13 protein-coding genes and 2 pseudogenes are annotated in these 17,366 nt (G+C 41.8%); 5 read left to right on the top strand and 10 right to left on the bottom strand.

What is annotated here, in order from left to right; translation table 11 throughout:
• Positions 1–120: 120 nt before the first annotated feature.
• Positions 121–771 carry a hypothetical protein gene (locus CES79_RS02880; RefSeq protein ID WP_054656130.1) on the bottom strand — a complete coding sequence of 217 codons (651 nt, stop codon included), beginning with the start codon at positions 769–771 and terminating at the stop codon, positions 121–123.
• A 175-nt stretch (positions 772–946) separates the two neighbouring features.
• Between CES79_RS02880 and CES79_RS13190 the strand changes: the two genes are divergently transcribed.
• Together CES79_RS13190 and CES79_RS13185 are read left to right on the top strand one after the other, a co-directional pair.
• Positions 947–1,666, top strand: coding sequence for a choline/carnitine O-acyltransferase (locus tag CES79_RS13190; protein WP_054656128.1), 720 nt, complete (start codon positions 947–949; stop codon positions 1,664–1,666).
• 32 nt (positions 1,667–1,698) lie between these two features.
• Positions 1,699–2,706, top strand: a pseudogene (locus CES79_RS13185) (choline/carnitine O-acyltransferase); the annotation flags it as partial.
• 64 nt (positions 2,707–2,770) lie between these two features.
• On the opposite strand, the gene CES79_RS02865 reads toward CES79_RS13185, so the two are convergent.
• The 7 genes and pseudogenes from CES79_RS02865 to CES79_RS02840 all read right to left on the bottom strand — a co-directional run bounded on the left by CES79_RS02865 (position 2,771) and on the right by CES79_RS02840 (position 9,983).
• The gene (locus CES79_RS02865; protein ID WP_054656123.1) at positions 2,771–3,439 is read right to left on the bottom strand and encodes a matrixin family metalloprotease; all 669 of its coding nucleotides are present in this window, start codon (positions 3,437–3,439) and stop codon (positions 2,771–2,773) included.
• Between the two features lie 522 nt (positions 3,440–3,961).
• A complete protein-coding gene (locus tag CES79_RS02860; protein ID WP_089136248.1) occupies positions 3,962–4,615 on the bottom strand; it encodes a matrixin family metalloprotease in 654 nt (217 codons plus the stop codon).
• 458 nt (positions 4,616–5,073) lie between these two features.
• Positions 5,074–5,730, bottom strand: coding sequence for a matrixin family metalloprotease (locus tag CES79_RS02855; protein ID WP_089136247.1), 657 nt, complete (start codon positions 5,728–5,730; stop codon positions 5,074–5,076).
• A gap of 793 nt (positions 5,731–6,523) precedes the next feature.
• Complete coding sequence (locus CES79_RS02850) at positions 6,524–7,180, bottom strand: matrixin family metalloprotease (RefSeq protein WP_089136246.1); 657 nt, start codon at positions 7,178–7,180, stop codon at positions 6,524–6,526.
• Between the two features lie 638 nt (positions 7,181–7,818).
• A pseudogene (locus CES79_RS13225) lies at positions 7,819–8,002 on the bottom strand (IS200/IS605 family transposase); the annotation flags it as partial.
• Positions 8,003–8,107: 105 nt separating this feature from the next.
• On the bottom strand, positions 8,108–8,764 hold the full coding sequence (locus tag CES79_RS02845) for a matrixin family metalloprotease (RefSeq protein ID WP_089136245.1): 657 nt from the start codon (positions 8,762–8,764) through the stop codon (positions 8,108–8,110).
• A 568-nt stretch (positions 8,765–9,332) separates the two neighbouring features.
• Positions 9,333–9,983, bottom strand: coding sequence for a matrixin family metalloprotease (locus tag CES79_RS02840; protein WP_159459447.1), 651 nt, complete (start codon positions 9,981–9,983; stop codon positions 9,333–9,335).
• A gap of 1,032 nt (positions 9,984–11,015) precedes the next feature.
• Here CES79_RS02840 and yaaA point away from each other — a divergent pair.
• Positions 11,016–11,771, top strand: a complete 756-nt coding sequence (gene yaaA / locus CES79_RS02835; protein WP_089136243.1) for a peroxide stress protein YaaA — start codon at positions 11,016–11,018, stop codon at positions 11,769–11,771.
• Here the strand turns inward: yaaA and CES79_RS02830 are convergent.
• Positions 11,768–12,355 (bottom strand): TetR/AcrR family transcriptional regulator C-terminal domain-containing protein, encoded by a 588-nt coding sequence (locus CES79_RS02830; RefSeq protein WP_054656337.1) that lies wholly within the window; start codon positions 12,353–12,355, stop codon positions 11,768–11,770. The genes yaaA and CES79_RS02830 overlap by 4 nt on opposite strands.
• Before the next feature lie 171 nt (positions 12,356–12,526).
• Here CES79_RS02830 and CES79_RS02825 point away from each other — a divergent pair, with 171 nt between their 5' ends.
• A complete protein-coding gene (locus CES79_RS02825; protein WP_089136287.1) occupies positions 12,527–13,822 on the top strand; it encodes a threonine/serine exporter family protein in 1,296 nt (431 codons plus the stop codon).
• 73 nt (positions 13,823–13,895) lie between these two features.
• Here the strand turns inward: CES79_RS02825 and CES79_RS02820 are convergent, their stop codons facing one another.
• Complete coding sequence (locus CES79_RS02820) at positions 13,896–15,026, bottom strand: AI-2E family transporter (protein ID WP_054656342.1); 1,131 nt, start codon at positions 15,024–15,026, stop codon at positions 13,896–13,898.
• 228 nt (positions 15,027–15,254) lie between these two features.
• Between CES79_RS02820 and CES79_RS02815 the strand changes: the two genes are divergently transcribed.
• Entirely contained in the window at positions 15,255–17,357 is a 2,103-nt protein-coding gene (locus tag CES79_RS02815) for an ABC transporter ATP-binding protein/permease (RefSeq protein WP_089136242.1), read from the top strand.
• Positions 17,358–17,366 lie beyond the last annotated feature (9 nt).

Genomic DNA, 17,366 nt, shown 5'->3' with positions numbered 1-17,366 from the left:
ACGATGCTATTCTGACGTATATCTTATACAGGCTTTTTTGAATATATTAAATATTTTTATAAAAAATAGCATTTTTATATGCTAAAAATGCCAAAAATTTATGTTAAGTTATTACTATAATTAGCTCAACCAGGAATCAAGCCAAAACCGCTTTTGCGTGATCACTTCTGCCGCCGTTTCACTAATAGCTTTAATCTGTTTAAGTCCTGGCTGCTGGCTTACTTTTTCTAATAACCTTGTTCGCTCCTGCTCGTCCGTAATCACCCATTTTAACGCATCCATCTGCACTAATATTTCAAATAGATTCAGTGCTGCCGTATCCAAGACACTCGCATTGAGCTTATCGATCAGCCACGACTTAGCGGCCGTGCGCGCTGAATCAGTGGGTTCATAGATTACATGCGGTTTGAGATTATTCTGAAAGATCACCCGCTGGACCTGTTTGGCTGCACGTAATTGCGAGCCAATGCCATCATAGGTTTGATTCGCAATGTCCCAGCTGGTAATTGGCGTTAACGCGCTTGCTAGCTGATCATCCTTTGCGAGACAATCGGTCAGCTCTTTAACAAAAATCGTGAGATAGTCCGGTAATTGGCGATTGTTATCAAATACCACTTTGTCGTCCTGTATCTGAATGACGTTATCCGCCACTAAATCTAAAAAGACGGCCAGCACAAAGTAGGACTGACTCGTAAATCGCGTTCGTAGCATCGGCTTTTTACCAATGCGTTCCGTTATGAGTAAATATTTTTCTGCAGTTGTTAGTGTCACTGAGCATCACCCCTTAAAAATAGCATACCACCTGATCGAATAACCGTGAAGCCGGCAATTTGACGAACCGTTATCCATGACGAAATTTGAATAATATGCCATAATATGGCTCAAAGACACCATATTTTAAATTTTTTCTTCCTATTATAAGTAAATATTCAAAAGGGGCTTTAAAATGACCGCAAAATATTCAACGCAACTGTTACCGCAATTAGCTAAACTGCCATTGCCGGATATTGATGCAACACTTTCACGACTCGAGAAATGGAGCCGTCCATTATTAGGTGATTTGCAACGCGCCAAATTTGCTGACCAAATCGCCGCCTTCAAAACTAACGATGCACCCGAACTGCAGGCGTTGCTCAAACAGCGCTGGGCCGAAACCAACGCGAACTGGGTGACGCCTATTTCGCGTCAGCACACGCTTAAAAACCGCCACCCGCTTCAAGAGACCTCTAACTTCGCGTTTACCGTGTTCTCAGCTAACCTACCAGATTTAGATCAAGTCACAATGGCTGCCAAACTGCTTCAAAATTTCGCTGATCAGTACCTGGCTTACGCGTCAGAGGAAGCGCCAGTTGAAACCGCGCCGGATGGCCAGCCGGTCGATATGAGTACTTACCAGCGACTCTTTCGAACACAGCGACAGCCAGGCCTTGACCAGGATACGTTGCAAAAGACCCGCAATACGTTGAAAAACGTCGAATCAACGGTCATTTATCACCAAACTGTCTATCAAGTTCGGCTGATCGACCACGCCGGGCGCGTTGCAACCCTGCACTCACTCACCGAAACATTGACGCAGATCATGGAAAATACCGCTGCTGATGCCTTCTTTATCGGCGCTTATACTGGTTTACCACGAATGACGCAGCACGGTTACAGCAGCATTTAGCAGCCAATCAGGCCAATCGCGAAAATTTACAGCGTATCAGTAACAGTTTGTTGGTGCTAACGCTGCAAGATTCCAATCAGCCACTGACTGCTCAGTCTGTCTTGCTAGGACCTCAAGACCGGATCTTCGATAAAACGACCCAGGTCATCATCAGCGCTGACGCCCACGTTGGGTTTGCCTTCGACCGCAGTCAAACTGATCCGTACCCGCTTTTAAAATTAACCACGGCCGTCGTAGAACACCTAAGTCAACCGGCCGACCAGTGGGACAGCAAGGGTAAACCACACTTTCAACAGCTTACTTGGCAGCTGGATCACTATACCAAAGAAGCGCTCAGTGAAGCTGCAAATAAAAACGCGGTAATTGCTAATCGTTTGGGCTTTGCATCCACCACGATTCAAGATTTAGGCAGTGAATCACTAAAAAAATTAAACATCGCTGCCGATGCCTTTAGCCAAGTTGGACTGGCACTCGCCGAATACCGTGCAACCGGTGGCTGGCGAAACATTTCAGAACCCGTTTCAATGCACCAATTTTATCAGGGGCGAACCACTAACATGGCTTCTGTCACGCTTGAAGCGCAGCGTTTTATCACCGCCTTTGCCGCTGGTCAACGGGATACAGCTGTTAAACAGCTATTTGATCAGGCCGTGGCCGCTCATAGTGACCGCATGGCTCTAACACACAATGGTCTTGGTATTGAGCACCACTTATTGGGGCTACAGGCCATGATGGCGCAAAATGGCGGTAACGCTGTCTTTCCCGATGCCGCTGCCTTCTTTCATTCAGCATTTTTGAACCAGTTAGTGACTGCCTTCTTTTCAACCACCAGTTTACCCTTTGAAATCATCGACAGCTTAGCAGCTGTGCCGACTAGTACTGATGGTTACGGTATCTATTACGGCGTCTCAAAGGCTAAGCTCTCATTAACGGTTTCAGCTTGGAAAACAAACCCGTTTACAGCTGAAGAACTGCTCACTAACGTAGTCGACAGTCTGACTGCGTTATCTGGCTGGTTAACTGCTCAATCCAACAACTAAAAGAACGTAAAAAAATATCCATTCCCCCCGGAATGGATATTTCATTTCTAATGTTGATTTTGCTTTAACGATAACTCTGTTTCAGCCCGTTAAAATCGGGTTTGGCAACGGATTGATCACGTGTAGCGTAATACATCACGCTACTTCTGCCGACGTTATGTTCCAAGCCTAAAGCGTGACCCAGTTCATGTTCGGCAACGTTCGTCCGTTCCTGCTTTGAATAATGAAAATGATCGGCAACATTGCGATAAATATAGGACTTAGCACCAGCCAAAACGTCTAAATGATTCAGTCTTGTATGGTCATAATACGATGAATAAGTAATCCCAACTGATGACCCGTTCTTACCCTTTGGTGAATTACTAGTACCTAGTAAAACATCCGGTTTCCCAGAAGTAGTAACTAAATGGACAACCCCGCCGCGATTCCAGCTCTTAACAGCGGTCCGCCAAACGGCATCATAATACTTTGATCCACTGGCAACCTTATAGGTAATGGTCGTCGACTGCCAGCGCTTAGCAGCTGGTGTTACTCTTGCTGAACCTGTCGCATTATCCATCCACTTATCAGAACTAGCTTTTACAGTACCAAAGTATGTGTCGGTCTTAATCTGCGCTTGAGTCGCATCTGCTTCAGTGACCAACTTGGCATCGGCATGACTGGGCGAAATACAACTAAAACCTGCAACAACAGCAACAGCAGCCAATAAGCGATACACTATCCGTTTATTCATATTTACTGATAAGTCTCCTTAAATTAAAATTTAATTATGTTGACTATCAGCTTTTTCTAAAGGCTTTCTTTAAAAACACAACATGAGAAAACCATACTCTTCCTTAATATAAAATTACTAATTCACAACTAGTAAAAAGATTAAATCTTTTACCCCATTTATTACTTATTGCCCCTAATAATTAACTCAACGGTATGACTATAACATCAAGCCATTTGAAATACCAGATTGAAAACATTACAAATGTTTTACTAAAAATGACCTTGTGAATTTATTATAACGTTAAACTTTTAACTAAAATCCTAGTTTGTTAGGCTTTTCAGCTCATAAATTAAAGCTTATGTTTGAAAACATGAACAGTTTCATTTGCACGTTAGGATTTTAAAGTTAGAACAATTTTGTCAATATAATGAATGCTTTGTTTATTTTTAATACATTTTATTATATCTGTATCACAAAAATGGCCAAAAAAAATAACCATCCCCCCGGAATGGCTATTTCACTTCTAATTTAACTAAGATCTTATCGATAACTGGCTTTTAATCCATTAACATCTGACTTAGAAACCATTTGATTACGAGTGGCATAGTACATCACGCTATTTTTACCAACGTTATGTTCTAAGCCTAAAGCGTGGCCCAATTCATGTACAGCAACGTTGGTTCGTTCTGCCTTTGAATAGTGGTAACGGTTAGCGACGTTCTTGAAAACGTACGCTTTAGCGTTTGCCATCACCTTTAGATCATTCATCGTTTTGTCATGATAATATGACGAATAAGTGATGCCGACCGTGGTGCTATTTTTACCCAGCGTTGAATTCTTATCAGCCAAAGTAATATCAGCCTTACCAGACGTAGCAACTAAGTGGATAACGCCACTACGGTTCCAGCTCTTAACCGCTGACTGCCAAACGGAATGATAGTAACTTGATCCACCAGCAATCTTGTAGGTGATCGTGGCTGATTGCCAGCGTTTAGCCGCCGGTGTCAAACTGGCTGAACCAGTTGCGATGCCACCGTCAGTCTTGGCAGTTCCCTGAAGAACTGATGTCTGAGTAACAGCACTTGTCGCATCAGCGTCTGTAACTACCTTGGCATCTGCATGGGGCGTTGCTAAAAGTAACCCCGTAGCAACGGCAGCAACGGCTACCAGACTGCCCATAAAACGATTATTCATATTCACTGATTAGTCTCCTTAAATGTTCTAAGTGTCTCCGGCTATCAGCTTTTTCGCTAACTCTCCAAAATTACTATACCCGTTAAAGCACTGCTTCATTTACTTTTTATTGCCCCCCAATAAAAAGTAACGAGAATGAATATAACATCTGCGCGCAAGGAATGCAACTACAATTAAATAAGAAAACGTTCGAAAATGAATTCATTTGCCTCTCTTCTACATAGAATCGTTTGTTTAAAAGCCGATGAGATGAGTTAAAGAAATGAGTTTCATGCTCACAGAAATTATTTAAAAGCATTATTTTCCAAGAAATTCATTTTTCTGATGTATTCAGTATTGTACTTTCGTTCGGTGCTTATTGATCTCCCATAGTTTCAACCCAACGGTCCCTCCTATAGAATCAAAAATATCCATTCCCCCCGGAATGGATATTTCATTTCTAATTTAAATTTTTGATTTTAACGGTAACTGGCTACCAAGCCGTTAACGTCTGGTTTTGAAACGGATTGATCACGAGTAGCGTAATACATCACGCTGCCTTTGCCTACGTTATGTTCCAAACCTAAGGCGTGGCCTAATTCATGTTCAGCAACGTTGGTACGTTCTGACTTTGAATAGTGGTAACGGTTGGCAACGTTTTTGAAGACGTATGATTTGGCGTTGGCCATTACTTTTAAATTATTCATGGTCTTGTCATTGTAGTATGAAGAATAAGTAATCCCAACAGTGGCATTCTTCATAGTAGAGTTCTTATCAGCTAAAGTAATATCAGCTTTACCAGAAGTAGCGACCAGCTTTACCACACCGCTCTTGTTCCAGCTCTTAACGGCTGACTGCCAAACGGTCTTGTAATAACCGGATTTGCTGGAGATCTTGTAGGTGATGGTAGCTGATTGCCAGCGCTTAGTAGCTGGTGTTAATTTAGCGGAGCCAGTGGCTTCGCCGCCATCGGCTTTAGCAGTACCATTCTGTACCTGTGTCTTAGTAACAGCACTCGTAGCATCGGCGTCTGTAACTACCTTTGCATCTGCATGACTTGGTGTTGCGAAAAGCAAACCTGCGGCAACGGCAACGACAGCTAACATACTACCCATAAAACGATTGTTGATATTCAATGAATTGTCTCCTTAAAGTCTGTGTGCATTCAAAAAATTACTTACTAAAATTCAATTTGTGAAAATTGAATTGGTTTTCCGTTGCTTGGTTATTGACCCCCCAATAACCAACGCAACGAGGATGACTATAGCACCGGGAATTCAGGAATACTATTACAGGAATGTTACAAAAAATCAGCAATATTGAGTTTGTGAAATAATTATACCTTTAACTATTTAGGGGCTAAAGTCTATCGCAGCAGGCTTCCCAGCCCCTAAAACCACGCTAAAATACACGGATGTAAACAGTTTCATTTACATATTAAATATTTAAAAAAGTTTGCGATATTTTTAAAAATATCAAAAAACACTTGATTTTTAGGACATATAGTGATATGTGTCCTATTCGTTATACCTGGAAAAGCCCAACTCTTTTTGTAAATCAACTTGTTAGAACTAGCAATCTTTGGTTTTAGTTCAGATCAAAACCACCTATTTTTCATAGTCCAGCATTTAGCTAGAACATTCATCAGTCGTGTTAGCCAGTCGCACTTTCTCTATGTAAAGTGAAATTAAAGCACCTATCAATCTAAGACCATAAGTTCTAGTTACCAGTCAGTATTTCAAGGCACTGGTTTCTCAAGCATCAGGATCACTTTACTATCCTTATTAGGGATGCTGGTATTACTTACCGCTTTAGATCTTCATATTTTTGACACTCAATCGATCCAACACAATATCACGTATACTAATAAATCAAAAATATCCATTCCCCCCGGAATGGATATTTCATTTCTAATTTAAATTTTTGATTTTAACGGTAGCTAGCTACCAAGCCGTTAACGTCTGGTTTTGAAACGGACTGATCACGAGTAGCGTAATACATCACACTGCCTTTACCCACGTTATGTTCCAAACCTAAGGCATGACCTAATTCATGTTCGGCAACGTTGGTCCGTTCTGACTTGGAATAATGGTAACGGTTGGCAACGTTTTTGAAGACGTATGATTTGGCGTTGGCCATTACTTTTAAATTATTCATGGTCTTGTCATTGTAGTATGAAGAATAAGTAATCCCAACAGTGGCATTCTTCATAGTAGAGTTCTTATCAGCTAAAGTAATATCAGCTTTACCAGAAGTAGCGACCAGCTTAACCACGCCGCTCTTGTTCCAGCTCTTAACGGCTGATTGCCAAACGGATTTGTAGTAACTTGAACCACTATCGATTTTGTAGGTAATGGTAGCTGATTGCCAGCGTTTAGTAGCTGGTGTTAATTTAGCGGAGCCAGTGGCTTCGCCGCCATCGGCTTTAGCAGTACCATTCTGTGCCTGTGTCTTAGTAATAGCACTCGTAGCATCGGCGTCTGTAACTACCTTTGCATCTGCATGACTTGGTGCGGAAAAAATCAAACCTGCGGCAACGGCAACGACAGCTAACATACTACCCATAAAACGATTGTTGATATTCAATAAATTGTCTCCTTAAATTCCGTGTGTATTCAAAAGCTTACTTACTTTGTGAAAATCGAATTGCTTTTCCGTTGTGTTGGTTATTGACCCCCCAATAACCAACGCAACGAGGATGACTATAGCACCGGGAATTCAGGAATACTATTACAGGAATGTTACAAAAAACTGGTGAAATCGAGTTTGTGAAATAATTATACCTTTAACTATTTAGGGGCTAAAGTCTATCGCAGCAGGCTTCCTAGGCCCTAAAACCACGCTAAAATACACGGATGTAAACAGTTTCATTTACATATTAAATATTTAAAAAAGTTTGCGATATTTTTAAAAATATCAAAAAACACTTGCTTTTTAGGACGTATAGTGTTATGTGTCCTATTCGTTATACCCAGAAAAGTCCAACCCTTTTTGTAAATCAACTTGTTAGAATTAGTAAATTGTCCATCCTTTACAATCTGTCATTTAACTAAAATAATTGAATCTACCATATTAACTAACCAGCATTTATCTATGTAAAATAAAATCAAAATCACTCGCCAAATAGATAGTTTGCTCTAAGAATGGAAATTCTGATTACCGGACAATGTTTTATCTTTATGTACGCATCATGATTACTTTGTTACCTTATCAGGACGTTGATATTATTCACCGTCTTTGAAAGGATCCTCATATTCTTTGACACTCAAGATCACGTTTCTTTTAGTTTTGAATATATTTTTTAATCGTCGTTTCGTTCAAAACCACATTGCTGACATAATATCCATCTGCCCAGCAGTGACAGTCGTCAAAGTCGCACTTTAAGTCCACGTATATTAAGGCACTTTTATCCCACACTTAGAAGAAAACCACTAGGTGCAGAACTGGATCTAAAAGCATAAATCAAAAATATCCATTCCCCCCGGAATGGATATTTCATTTCTAATTAAAATTTTAACGGTAACTTGCTTCCAAACCATTAACGTCTGGTTTTGAAACGGATTGATCACGAGTAGCGTAATACATCACGCTGCCTTTACCAACATTATGTTCCAAACCTAAGGCATGACCTAATTCATGTTCAGCAACGTTAGTTTTTTCTGTCTTGGAATAGTGATAACGGTTAGCCACGTTTTTGAAAACGTATGAAGTGGCATTGGCCATAACTTTTAAACCGTTCATATTCTTATCATTATAGTATGAAGAATAAGTAATCCCAACAGTGGCATTCTTCATAGTTGAGTTCTTGTCAGCTAAAGTAATATCAGCTTTACCAGAAGTAGCGACCAACTTAACAGCACCGCTCTTATTCCAGCTCTTAACGGCTGATTGCCAAACGGTCTTGTAATAACCGGATTTGCTGGAGATCTTGTAAGTGATGGTAGCTGATTGCCAGCGCTTAGTAGCTGGTGTTAATTTAGCGGAGCCAGTGGCTTCGCCGCCATCGGCTTTAGCAGTACCATTCTGTGCTTGTGTCTTAGTAATAGCACTCGTAGCATCGGCGTCTGTAACTACCTTTGCATCTGCATGACTTGGTGTTGCGAAAATCAAACCTGCGGCAACGGCAACGACAGCTAACATACTACCCATAAAACGATTGTTGATATTCAATGAATTGTCTCCTTAAATTCCGTGTGCATTCAAAAGCTTACTTACTAAAATTCAATTTGTGAAAATTGAATTGGTTTTCCGTTGTGTTGTTTATTGACCCCCCAATAACCAACGCAACGAGGATGACTATAGCACCGGGAATTCAGGAATACTATTACAGGAATGTTACAAAAAATCAGCAATATTGAGTTTGTGAAATAATTATACCTTTAACTATTTAGGGGCTAAAGTCTATCGCAGCAGGCTTCCTAGGCCTTAAAACCAGGCTAAAATACGCAGATGTAAACAGTTTCATTTACATATTAAATATTTAAAAAAGTTTGCGATATTTTTAAAAATATCAAAAAACACTTGCTTTTTAGGACATATAGTGCTAAGTGTCCTATTCATTATACCTAGAAAAGTCCAACCCTTTTTGTAAATCAACTTATCAAAATTAGTAAATTGTCTGGATTTTACAGTCTGGCATTTAACTAAAACAGTCAGTAATCATCTATCAAACCAACCAAAAATATCCATTCCCCCCTGGAATGGATATTTCAATTCTAATTTCATTTAATTTTTAATCTTAACGGTAGCTGGCTTCCAAACCATTAACGTCTGGTTTTGAAACGGACTGATCACGAGTGGCGTAATACATTACACTGCCCTTGCCCACGTTATGTTCCAAACCTAAAGCGTGACCTAATTCATGTTCGGCAACGTTAGTTTTTTCCGTCTTGGAATAGTGGTAACGGTTAGCCACGTTTTTAAAGACGTATGATTTAGCATTGGCCATAACTTTTAGATTGTTCATGCTCTTGTCGTTATAGTATGAAGAATAAGTAATCCCGACTGTAGCGTTCTTCATAGTTGAGTTCTTATCAGCTAAGGTAATATCAGCTTTACCAGATGCAGGGACTAATTGAACCACGCCGCTCTTGTTCCAGCTCTTAACGGCTGATTGCCAAACGGACTTATAGTAGCTTGATCCACTATCGATTTTGTAAGTGATAGTGGTTGATTGCCAGCGCTTAGTAGCTGGTGTCAAATTAGCTGAACCAGTAGCAGCGCCGCCATCAGCTTCAGCAGTCCCACGAAGTGCTTGTGTTTTAGTGATTGCGCTGGTGGCATCGGCGTCTGTAACGACCTTTGCATCCGCGTGACTTGGCGCAGCAAAAATCAAACCTGCGGCAACGGCAACGACAGCTAACATACTACCCATAAAACGATTGTTCATAATATTTATAGTCTCCTTAAAGTTCGTATTCATTCGAAATTTGCTTACTAAAAGTCAATTTGTGAAAATCAGCTTTTTTAAGCCGTTGCTAATTGCTGACCCCCCAACAATTAACGCAACGAAAAAGACTATAGCACCAGGGGATAATAAATACTATTACAAACATGTTACAAAGATACAGCAAAATAAAGTTTGTGAAATCATTATATTTTAAACTGTTTAGAGTATAAACCCTAGCTCAGCAGGCTTTCCAAGCCCTAAATCAGGACTAACTCCCCTAAATGTAAACAGTTTCATTTACATATTAAATATTTAAAAAAAGATGCATATTTTTTAAAAATATCAAAAATAAGCAGGATTTTGGAACACATATCTACCGATGTTCTATTCAACGTTCACTAGTAAACCCTAATTTTTCCACAAAAAAAACGCCTAACGATAATCGTTAGACGTTTTGAATTAGAAATGAAATATCCTAACCTTTTCATTGCCTTATCATAAATCAGCTTTTATTAAAGAATTGAAGGAGACATCAACAACTCTTCAACTACTCGCAATGGTAAGGACACTACCTGTTAATATGTTCGATTATACGAATGATATAATCTCACTAGCAATATTTAAATTGCTGGGGGGATTTCTGATTAACAATCAGAATGAGTTAATTGGGGGGGATTAACTCGACAGGAATTTGAAATACATCAAACCAAAAGGATGATTAGTGTAAAACCAATTAATTAAAATTATACCCATAAGACGACAATGACCCGAACAGGTCTCTCTCCTGTCCGGGTCGTGTCACTAAAAAAGAGTTTTAGTGCTGAGCAATTTTTTATTTAATTAATTTTACTGTTCTTGAATACAAAGCATATTATACATAGTACATAGCCATTATGCAAGCCTTTTTGCCAACTTTTTTATTTTTCTCCAAAAAATAGACAACCTAACTGCTATTGCATCTTTGGTAAAACTCCATTAAACTTAACTGCAGCTCATTAGAACGGTACTTTAAGTACTAGATAGGAAGAGTCTATGCAGATCATTATTGCACCGGCCAAAAAAATGGTCATCAATACTAACGACTTTGAGATTCAAGATTTGCCTATATATATAGAAGAAACGCGTCAAATACTTCAAAAAATGCAAACTTTCAGCTATGAAGAAGCCCACAACATGTGGCGCTGCAGCGATAAATTAGCCCGACCAAACTATGCTTGGCTGCAAAAAATGAACCTGTCTGATCAGTTAACACCCGCCATTATAAGTTACACTGGCATTCAATATCAATACATGGCACCAGACCTGTTCACGGCACCCGCACTAGCGTATGTCCAAGCTAATCTGCGTATTTTATCAGGCTTCTACGGCATTTTACGGCCCTTCGATGGTGTTACTCCCTACCGGCTTGAAATGCAGGCAGCCATCCAGGTAGCAGGCACCCGCAACTTATATCAGTTTTGGGGGCAGCGGCTCTATCAGGCACTGTCATTTGATCAAGGCCCCGTGCTTAACCTGGCCTCACAGGAATACGCTAAGACCATTACACGGTACTTACAGCCTAACGACCAGCTAGTAGACGTTGTTTTCGGGTCAGAAGTAGCTGGCAAATTAAAAACCAAAGCCACGTTAGCCAAAATGGCCCGTGGCGAAATGGTACGTTATTTAGCCGAGCACAACATTCAAGATATCGCCGGTGTTACCCATTTTGATCATCCAGACTGGCGCTTTGATGCTCAACGGTCAACTCAAGATAAACTGGTTTTCATTAATAATGAGCGCAGACACTAAGCAATCTCAGAGTGCTTCTGATAAGTATCGATGCGTTTCGTGCGTAATAGGTACCCATTGATACCATCTTCCAGATAAGCCTTCAAATAATGGTACTCTTGCTGTAACTCAAGACTGTTAGGATGATATAGCCACTCCTTTAATGAGAGAAAAAGTGTTCCACCAAGCGTTTTTTGCAGAAATACACAGTAGCTGGTATCAATACTGATCTTTTCAATGTCACCTAAACTGGTAAAGATTTGACCAACCATGGTCTTTAAATGATCGATAATCACTTCTTCCGGGGCGTTTTGAACATCTAACTTTAAAACGTTTTGGTAGAACGCCCGGTTATTGTCGAAGTACGTCAGCATTGCTAGTAGCGTTTGCGGCCAAAAGCGATAGTTACCGCAGTACTGAACCGCTGCCTTGACTTCAGTTGAATAAATTTCAGCTAACACGTCATATTTATCCCGAAAATGGTCATAAAAGGATTGCCGCCGCATCTTGGTAATCGCCATAATCGTCGTGACAGTTATTTTATCAAATGGCTGTGAGACGACTAATTGCTTCGTCGCTGCCATTATTTTTTCCTTTGTCGTCATGCCATTTGCCCCTTTCAATTAAAAAAACACATGATAACGATACCATAATATTGAAGTCTTGTGAAAATTAGCGATTCGAGCTTATAATGTAGAAAGCACATTTATTGGAGGCAAAAAGTGACTGAAGAAGCAAAAGAATCTGAGAATCATACGCCATCAGAAACACATCATATGACGATTCCATGGCAGGATTTTGCCGTGGATCAAGACGCACAGATCAAGCATGCGCGTGTCAAAGCAAGGTCCTCTGTCGTTGGCCGCATCGGTATCATGATGCTTTCCTGTGGTACTGGGGCATGGCGTGTCCGTGATGCAATGAATACTGTCGCACGGGTACTTGACTTGATCTGTTCCGCAGATATTGGCTTAACTACGATCAATTACACCTGTTTTGATGAAGGTCACAGTTATTCACAAATCTTGTCATTACCAAATACCGGTGTTAACACGGAAAAACTCTTCGTGTTAGAAACTTTCGTCAAACAATTTGAAAAAAAATACTCCCACTTAAGTATTAAAGAGATCCATCAAAAATTGGATAAGATCCAACAAGCTCCCGGCCATTATTCACCAGCCATCAAGGGCTTGGCAGCCGCCATTGCCTGTGCATCCTTTATTTTTTTACTGGGTGGCGGCTGGATCGAAATGATTTGCAGTTTTATTGGTGCTGGCCTTGGTAACTGGATCCGTGGCGAGATGGGGAAACATAAACTCACGATGATTTCCGCAATTGCGGTCAGTGTGGCTGTCGCCGAAATCACATACCTGTTGGTCTTTAAAGGCTTACAACTCGTTTATCCTATTTCGGGTAACCATGAAGCTGGTTACATCGGAGCCATGCTGTTTGTGATTCCTGGTTTTCCCTTTATTACTAGTTTCCTGGATTTATCCAAACTCGATATGCGTTCAGGACTGGAACGATTAGCCTACGCGCTGATGATCACCATTGTGGCCACCCTTTGCGGCTGGCTGATTGCTTTGATCGTTAATTTCCAACCAGAAAACTTCGCGGCACTGGGACTAAGCCCGTTAGTTCTCATGTTATTACGACTGCCCGCTAGTTTTTTCGGGGTCTACGGTTTCTCCATGATGTTTAACAGCTCACAGCGACTAGCCATCACCTCTGGGTTAATCGGGGCGGTTGCCAACACCCTCCGGCTGGAATTAGTCGACTTCCACACCATTCCAGCCCCCGCTGCAGCATTCTGCGGCGCACTGGTGGCTGGACTGCTGGCTTCAATCGTCAACCGGACCAATGGTTTTCCACGAATTTCTTTGACGGTTCCTTCCATTGTAATCATGATTCCCGGCCTTTATATTTATCGCGGTATTTACAATATTGGCTTGAATCAAATTGGCACTGGTGCTTTATGGCTAACACGAGCAGCCCTGATCATTTTATTCTTACCTCTGGGCCTGTTCGTTGCCAGATATCTGTTGGATAAAGAATGGCGTCATTTTGATTAACAAGAGTTTAGCTATAATATAGTAGAAAAAGTGCTAGAACTGATCAATTGATCAGTTCTAGCACTTTTGTTAACTACTCTTTTATCTGAAGACCTTCCTTTTTAAAGGTCGCATTTCGCATCAGTCTATACAGCGTCGCGGTGATTGGAACAGCTAACATCATACCCACAATACCTGCTAAGCCGCTACCAATCGTAATCGCTGCTAGTACCAGCAGACCTGGTAGACCAATGGTACCGCCAACCACTCTGGGGTAGATCAGGTTACCTTCAACTTGTTGAAGAACGATGATGAAGACCACAAACAAGATTGCTTGAATTGGCGAAACAACTGCGATCAAGACAAAGCCGACCACTCCACCGATCCAAGCACCGATCATTGGAATCAAGGCACTGACACCAACTAAGGCCCCGATTGAAAGCGCATCTGGGAAGCGGAAAACCATCATGCCTAACGTACACAGCGTCCCTAGAATAAAGCCTTCCAGCACTTGTCCAGCAATGAAGCTAGAAAACATCTTATCAGTGACATGCAAAACGTAACGTGTTTTGGCCACAAATTTAGTTGGCAGAAAATCATCCATCAACCGGTTTAACCAGCCACCGATTTTTTCCTTACCACTGAGCAGATAGATGGCAAAAACAAAGGATAAAACAAAATTAATGACACCAGAGAAAATATTGCTGAAGATGGAGACAGTTGAAGAAAAGATGCCAGAAGCGCCAACGGTTAGGTACTTCATGACTTTTGATTCAATTGACTTCCAATTAAAGGAAGCTGTTGCCGCCGTCACCCGTTGACTAATGGTATGATCCTGATCGAATTGATTCAGCCAACGGGTCAGATCATTGATAGTACCGGGTGCCGTTTTGAAGAAACTGTTAATGGCGTCCACGAACTGTGGAATAACCAGCCGCATGACACCCGCAATCACCAACACGATAATGACCAGCGCTGCTAAGATTGCCAACGGCCGACGAAACCCCTGGGCCCATTTTTGACTGGCATGCGGCCATAACCCCTTCTCTAATTGCCGAGAAAGTAAGTTGACCGCGTAAGCCATTACCGCACCTAAAATCAGCGGATTAAGGACGGATACCAAGTTACCAATTGCCCCAAATATTGGTCCTGGGTACACGATGCAAGCCAGGAAAATGGCGAACACAACACCCAGTTTGATTAATGTTTTTTTCGATATGGTCACCAAAACACACCCCCGTAAACAAAATGAATTACTTCTAGTTTACCTTATTTATGCAAACGATACCAAATTTCCTTTTCTTCATTTTAAAAAGCCGTTCTAATCACTGCTATATCAGCCTTTATATCGTCACTGCCCATTTGGGCAAAAATTAACTGTCCGTTCGACCGATGTCGGCTGCAGTAATTCTGATTATGATAGAGACACTTAAATTATTGCAGGAGGAACACCATGAGTTATTTAGAACTACGAGACATTCATAAGTCTTATTATCTGGGCAAAGAAGAATTCCCTGTCTTAAAGGGAATCGATCTCAACTTTGACCTTGGTGAATTTGTTTCCATTTTAGGGGAATCCGGTGGTGGTAAGTCCACCCTGATGAACATCATCGGTGGGTTAGACCGCCAATTTCAAGGTAGTGTTACCGTTGATGGCAAACGTTTGGACCATAAAAATGAAAAGGCCATGGATACCTACCGACGCGATACTATCGGTTACATTTACCAAGCTTACAACCTGATCAGCCACTTAACGGTCTTAGATAACGTTCTAATTCCGCTGGACATGACGACTTTAAGCCACGCCCAACGAGAAGATCGGGCCATGTCGTTATTGAAGCGGGTCGGTCTAGAAGATCAAGCCAAGAAATACCCCAACCAACTTTCTGGTGGGCAAAAGCAGCGGGTCGCCATTGCCCGGGCATTAGCTAGTGATCCAAAAGTCATCATTGCCGATGAACCAACTGGTGCCCTGGACTCACAAAACACCGCTGAAGTACTGGAGATCCTGGACAGTATCGCCCAGGAAGGCCGACTAGTGATTGCTGTGACCCACTCCCAATCAGTAGCCAACTCGGGTACCCGAATCGTCCATTTGGAAGATGGTAAAATCAATGCCGATACCCGTTTACACAACGCCTATCCGCTTAAAGACACTGAACGGCTGAAATCTCGATTACTGCCAGCAAACGTCGCTTATCGAACTGCCTATAAGCATTTCAAATACAATTTCTGGCGGAATTCACTGATTGTTTTAGGAACTGCCATTGGGCTATTTGCCGTAATGCTCTTCTCTGGCTTAGGCAACGGGATCAACGGCTACATCAACAAACAGGTCAATGATTTGGTCAATCCCCAAGTCGTTGTCGTGAGTCGCTATCAGAAGTCGCCAAATAGCACAGCATCCGCAGCCTCGGGAAGTTCTGCTCAAGCTGGCAGTACCCAAAGCGCTCAGTCAAGTTCTGCTTCCCAATCCAGCAGTCCTCAAGGTGGCAGCAGTAGTGGCAGTCAAAGCGGTGCCGGTTTAAGTGCCGCCACCGCCGCACCAACCGCTGCTATGCCAAGCATTTCAAACAAGAATATTGACCAGTTGAAGTCCTTAAAGCACGTTACTAAGGTTGATAACGTCTACATTGCTAGCAACGTGACTTCCAAATACAATGACAAATCAGCTGTCATTTCACAGCTGCAAAACTGGAACACCAGTGCAACTAAAAACAGCATCAAGTACGGTCACGCACCAAAGACCGGTGAAGTCCTGATCGGTTCTAAAGACGTTGCCAAAAAGCTGAACAAGGATCATTACAAATCAATGATCGGTAAGACTATCACCATGAAGTACCAGACGTTAAACAAGCACCATAAGATGGCCACCGTTAACATGAAACTCAAGGTTTCTGGAATCGTCTCCAGTTCAAGCGGTATGGGCAGCAGCATGCGTTCAGATAACTACGTCAATACCAAGACCATGAAGAACGCCATGCAGGATGCTAACGTCGAAACTAAGTCACCAATGGTCGCCGTTAACGTGGATAAGCTTGATAACGTTAAATCAACAACTGCTCAAATGAACAAGCTGAAGTCCAACGCCAAGCGTCAGTTCACTGCAACCTCAGTCAGCTCAATTATCAGCACCGTTCAAACCTACATTAGTCTAGCTACAAATGTACTGGCCGCAATTGCCGCCATTTCACTACTGGTTTCTGCTTTAATGATCATCGTGACGATGTACATGTCTGTTAGTGCTCGAACTAAGGAAATTGGTATCTTACGAGCATTAGGTGAATCAAAACGGGATGTTCGCCGCCTGTTTATCAGTGAATCACTGATTATCGGGGTCCTAAGCGCTGCTCTGGCCACCGTTGTCGCCTTCGTGGGTCAGACTGTTGCTAACCAAGCACTCTCAAGCATTGCCAACTTCGCGTTTGTTCAAATTTCGTTGAGCAACGTGGTCGTGGTCTTCGTGATTGCACTGATCATCTCACTGTTAGCTTCTCTGCTACCCGCTCGAAGCGCAGCCCGGTTGAATCCAATCGATGCCTTGTCAGCAGATTAACGCGTTAAT

The sequence above is a fragment of the Secundilactobacillus silagei JCM 19001 genome (assembly GCF_002217945.1).
Classification (GTDB): Bacteria; Bacillota; Bacilli; order Lactobacillales; family Lactobacillaceae; genus Secundilactobacillus; species Secundilactobacillus silagei.
Note: the sequence above shows the minus strand (reverse complement) of the source record. Positions and strands in the feature narration are given on the sequence as shown.

Bases quoted from the DNA above. Each gene is read 5' to 3' on its own strand.
- CES79_RS02830 (WP_054656337.1), bottom strand. From the start codon at position 12,355: ATGACGACAAAGGAAAAAATAATGGCAGCGACGAAGCAATTAGTCGTC.
- CES79_RS02815 (WP_089136242.1), top strand. From the start codon at position 15,255: ATGAGTTATTTAGAACTACGAGACATTCATAAGTCTTATTATCTGGGC.
- CES79_RS02840 (WP_159459447.1), bottom strand. From the start codon at position 9,983: ATGAACAATCGTTTTATGGGTAGTATGTTAGCTGTCGTTGCCGTTGCC.
- CES79_RS02860 (WP_089136248.1), bottom strand. From the start codon at position 4,615: ATGAATAATCGTTTTATGGGCAGTCTGGTAGCCGTTGCTGCCGTTGCT.
- CES79_RS02865 (WP_054656123.1), bottom strand. From the start codon at position 3,439: ATGAATAAACGGATAGTGTATCGCTTATTGGCTGCTGTTGCTGTTGTT.
- yaaA (WP_089136243.1), top strand. From the start codon at position 11,016: ATGCAGATCATTATTGCACCGGCCAAAAAAATGGTCATCAATACTAAC.
- CES79_RS02825 (WP_089136287.1), top strand. From the start codon at position 12,527: ATGACGATTCCATGGCAGGATTTTGCCGTGGATCAAGACGCACAGATC.
- CES79_RS13190 (WP_054656128.1), top strand. From the start codon at position 947: ATGACCGCAAAATATTCAACGCAACTGTTACCGCAATTAGCTAAACTG.